Raw genomic sequence first — 4030 nt, 5'->3', positions numbered from 1 at the left:
GAAGAAATCCTCAATGCCCTGGCGCGCACGCCGGACCTGTTGGTTGCCTCGCGTACCTCGAGCTTTGCGTTCAAGAACAGCGAAGAGCCTGTTGCCGACATCGCAAATGAATTGAACGTCGCGCATGTGCTGGAAGGCTCGGTGCGGCGCGCGGGTGATGCCATTCGCGTCACGGTGCAGTTGATCCGTGCCAGCGATGGCTTCCACCTCTGGTCGGAAAACATCGATGGCAGCGCGGACGACATCATCGACATCCAGGAAAAAGTCGCCAGCGAAATCGCACGCTCCCTGGAGACCGCCATGGATCCGGCCGAGCTCGAGAAGATGATGGATGTTGGCACGCGTTCGGTACGCGCCTATGAGCTTTACCTGCAGGGCATAGCGCTCCAGGACGAGATCATCCGCACCGGTGACATGCGCCTTATCCCCGAGCTGCTGGAAAAGATGGACGCCGCGCTGGAAGAAGATCCGGGCTTTTCGGATGTCCATGCCTACCAGGCATTCTTCTGGAAGGGGGCGGCGTCGTTCAACTGGAAAGTGGGACGTGACCTGCCGCTGACCTACAAGGAGCGGCAGCAGCGCGCGCTCGAGTCTTTTGAAAACGCGTCGCGCAACGCGCGTAACGCAGCAGAACGGGCTCGCTATGAATATCAAATCACCATTTTGCGTGGCAACTGGCGCGAGGGCCTGGAGATCCTCAAGGCTGTCGAGCCGGAGCGGCCGCAGGATTTCGACATGTGTGCGGACATCGCGGAAACGCATGACTGGCTGGGCGAGCGCGAGGCCGCGGTAGCGCAGGTGAAGCGTTGCCTGGAAATCGGCAAGGACAATCCCTCCGTCGACCTTGGCGCCATGACCGACCTTGCCTGGCAGTTCGGCGAGCTGGCCTGGGTCGAGGAGCTGTTCGCCGAAAGCCCCGGCAACACGACCTCGGATGTGGTCGAGGCCTACCAGTTCCAGCGCCTCTTGCTCTGGGTTGGCGACATCGAAGGTGCCGCCCAGCAACTACTGCTCATTGAAAACGCCGCACCGGATTTTTCCAACTTGCCGAAACTTCGCCAGGCCTGTGCCGAGAGCCGGCTGGATGACGCCGAGCGCTTCTACCGCCAGTTGATCAATGACCGGGAGAGCAACTTCGCAGTCGGGGATCGCTGGCTGGCGCACGACCTGATGGGTCGCCCGGAGCAGGCATACCCGGAGATGCATGAGTACGCCACCGCCGAGAAGGCCGCCACCTTTGCCGATTTCCTGGTCTACCCGCAATTCGATCCGACGCTCTTCCCCGAGCTGATGAAACTCATTCGCCGCAACAACGGCACGGTGATCCCGCCTGTCGCTGTGCCTTTCGCCTGCCATGCGCGCGGTGAATACCCGGCTGACCTGGAGGGCAAGGCTTCATGAGTTTTTTGAAAGAACTTCGAGAGCGCAATGTCGTCAAGGTCGGCGTGATCTATGTCGTCACGGCCTGGGTGCTGGTGCAGGTGGCCTCGATTGCCTTGCCGACCTTCGAAGCGCCGGATTGGGTGCTGAAGGTATTCATCTTTTTCATGCTGCTGGGTTTCCCCGTTGCGCTGATCATGGCCTGGGCGCTGGAACTGACGCCGGAAGGCATCAAGCGTGCCGAGAGTTCGGTGGGCGAAAAACGCATGTGGACGATAACCGGTTTGCTGTTTGTTGCGGCGATTGCCTGGTTTGAACTGGCGCCGACCAGTGAGGCGCCCGCAGTACAGCAGACCGTTGCTTCGGAATCGGCGTCCGGTGAATCTGCCGAGTTGGTTTCCGAGGCCGATCCGAAATCGATTGCCGTGCTGCCCTTTGCCGACTTTTCGTCGGATCGTGATTTCGAATGGTTCACCGACGGCCTGACGGAAGAAATCCTGAATGCGCTCGCACGCACGCCCGACCTGCTGGTCGCGTCGCGCACCTCGAGTTTTGCCTACAAGGGCAGCGACCAGCCAATCGCCGATATTGCGCAAGAGCTGAACGTCGCGCATGTACTGGAAGGGTCGGTACGCCGCGCCGGGGACACCATCCGCGTCACGGTGCAGCTGATCCGTGCCAGCGATGGCTTCCACCTCTGGTCCGAAAACATCGATGGCAGTGCAGACGACGTCATCAACATCCAGGAAACGGTGGCCAGCGAAATCGCTCGCTCGCTGGAAACCGCGATGGACCCCGAAGAGCTCGAAAAGATGATGGAGACCGGCACGCGCTCGGTGCGGGCTTACGAGCTGTACCTGCAGGCGCTTGCCTTGCGCGACGAAATGATACGTACCGGCGAGCTGTCACTGCGTGACGAGATGTTCGAAAAGGTCCAGGCCGCGCTGGAAGAAGATCCAGGCTTTGCCGATGCGCACGCATCGCTCGCCAACCTCTGGAGAGGAAAAGCCTCCTTCAACCAGAAGTCCAACACCGGGCAGGTGGATTCCTTCGAGACATCCATGCAGCGCGCGATGGCGGCTTACGAAAATGCCATTCATCATGCGCGCAACGACGTGGATCGCAAGCGTTTCGAATACGAGTTGGCGCGGCTGCGTGGCGACTGGCGGGCAGCACTCCAGGTGTTGCAGGAAGCCGAAGGGATGCAGCCGAAGGATTTCCACATCTGCCACGACATCGCCAAGATGCATGATTTGCTGGGTAACAAGGAAGCCTCCTGGCAGAAGATGGCCGGTTGCGTCGACATGGCCCGGGACAATCCGGCCGTGGAGCTGGAAGAGCTGGCCGATCTCGTCTGGCAATTCGGCGATCCGACATCATCGCTCGAATTCTTCGAAGCAGGGGATGCCGGCAGGACCACGGACGTGATTTCCGCATACAGCTACCAGCGCGCCATGCTTTGGGCGGAAGAAATCGAGCGGGCGGCGCAGTACCTGCTGGTTGTGAACGACGCCACGCCGACCTTTGCCTTGCTTCCCAAATTGCGCCAGGCCTGTGCCGAGGGCCGCCTGGACGATGCCGAAGGTTTTTATCAAGAGCTCGTTGATGACGAGGACAACAGCTTCCTGGCGGGTGATCGATGGCTGGCGCACAGCCTGATGGGCCGCCCGGAAAAGGCCTGGCCCGAGTTCCGGGAATACGATACCCCGAGCAGGGCCGCGACCTTTGCCAATTTCCTGCTGTACCCGCAGTTCGACCCGACACCGTTTCCCGAGCTGATGAAATTGATCCGCAAGAATGGAGGCAGCGTCATTCCCGCCGTGGATGAACCCTTTGCTTGCTACCCGCGCGGTGGCTACCCGGGTGATGCCAAGGGGGCGGGTGCATGAGCTTCTTCAAGGAACTCAAGGAGCGCAATGTCGTCAAGGTCGCGGCAATCTATGTCGTGACCGGCTGGCTGTTGGTGCAGGTGGCCACGGCCGTGTTCCCGATCTTCGGCATTCCGGACTGGGCCGGGCGGCTGGTGGTGTTGCTGATCGCCCTGGGTTTCCCGATTGCCTTGATCATGGCCTGGGCATTGGAACTGACGCCGGAAGGCATCAAGCGCGCCGAATCCTCGGCGGGCGAAAAGCGCATGTGGGCGATTGCCATTGCGCTGGCCGTGGCGACCATTGCCTGGTTCGAGTTGGGCGGCAGTGCTTCATCCACGGCCAGCGGTGTGCACGCCAATGTCGATGACAAGTCGATTGCCGTGCTGCCTTTTGCCGATCTTTCCGTCGAAGGCGACCAGGTGTACTTCGGTGATGGCATGGCCGAGGAGATCCTCAACCTGCTGGCCAAGAACCCCGAGCTTCGCGTTGCCGGCCGTACCTCATCCTTCAAGTTCCGTGGTGAGGAAACCGACCTGCGTAACATCGGCGATGCACTGAACGTGGCGCACGTGCTGGAAGGTTCGGTGCGCAAGGCCGGATTGCAGGTGCGCGTCACCGCACAGCTGATCGACACCGAGTCCGGTTTCCATCTCTGGTCGGAAACCTACGACACCCAGCTGGACAACATCTTCGAAGTGCAGGATCGCATCAGTGCGTCGATTGTCGAGGCGCTCGAGGCCACCATTGCCGGCGACACCAAGGTGACGCGTGAAGCGCCG

The 4030-nt window shown here is 60.8% G+C and carries 3 protein-coding genes; all 3 read left to right on the top strand.

Translation table 11 applies throughout. From position 1 onward, the window contains the following. Nucleotides 1-1401, top strand: a 1401-nt coding sequence (locus R3217_10470; GenBank protein ID MDX1455866.1) for a hypothetical protein, incomplete at its 5' end; no start/stop codon positions are given. Continuing rightward, nucleotides 1398-3269, top strand: coding sequence for a hypothetical protein (locus R3217_10465; GenBank protein MDX1455865.1), 1872 nt, complete (start codon nucleotides 1398-1400; stop codon nucleotides 3267-3269). The genes R3217_10470 and R3217_10465, both read left to right, overlap by 4 nt. Next, nucleotides 3266-4030: adenylyl cyclase (locus R3217_10460; protein ID MDX1455864.1), on the top strand; the 765-nt coding region annotated here is incomplete at its 3' end. The genes R3217_10465 and R3217_10460, both read left to right, overlap by 4 nt.

Source organism: Gammaproteobacteria bacterium (assembly GCA_033720895.1).
GTDB lineage: Bacteria > Pseudomonadota > Gammaproteobacteria > Natronospirales > JAJUFS01 > JAWWBS01.
The sequence above is the reverse complement of the archived record's forward strand: the minus strand, read 5'-3'. Positions and strand labels throughout refer to the sequence as shown.

Coding starts and splice junctions, on each gene's coding strand:
- R3217_10465 (MDX1455865.1), top strand. CDS start 1,398: ATGAGTTTTTTGAAAGAACTTCGAGAGCGCAATGTCGTCAAGGTCGGC.